This window comes from Bradyrhizobium manausense (genome assembly GCF_001440035.1).
GTDB classification, from domain to species: domain Bacteria; phylum Pseudomonadota; class Alphaproteobacteria; order Rhizobiales; family Xanthobacteraceae; genus Bradyrhizobium; species Bradyrhizobium manausense.
Map to the genome: position 1 here is coordinate 1 of NZ_LJYG01000120.1, position 501 is coordinate 501.

Annotated in this window: 1 rRNA gene; it reads right to left on the reverse strand. The window is 34.7% G+C overall.

Going from position 1 to position 501, the window contains the following annotated elements:
• A 16S ribosomal RNA gene (locus AOQ71_RS46770) occupies positions 1 to 69 on the reverse strand; the annotation flags it as partial.
• Positions 70 to 501 lie beyond the last annotated feature (432 nt).

A 501-nucleotide genomic window follows, 5' to 3' on the forward strand; every position in this document is an offset into this window, starting at 1 on the left:
CCGCTCGACTTGCATGTGTTAAGCCTGCCGCCAGCGTTCAATCTGAGCCATGATCAAACTCTTCAGTTAAAATCATTTTGCACCTTATTTATAGACAAGGTGCCAATTCTGGCTCATCAATTACTGACTTAAATTTCGCTCAAATAAACTTCGAGTAATTTAAACCAATCAATCAATGAAAATTATTTCGATTAATCAATCAGTAAAAATCCACACAAGTTGTTCTTCAATTCTCTTAATGATCTTCTTCCTGGTTCGTCACCAGCAAGCTAGGTCGGCTATATTACTCTTAATCTCTTAAAAGTCAACAGGTAATTTCGATATTTTTAAAACTTATCTTTTAAACCAACTTAACATCAAATTTATCACTTAAAGCAATCAACCTAATCTCAAGTAACTGTTTTTCAACAAGTTTCTATCTGCATCACCGCCGATGGATGTGCATTATAGACCATTAACTTACCTTTGCAATACCTTTTTAACATCCCATGCATCAACAGA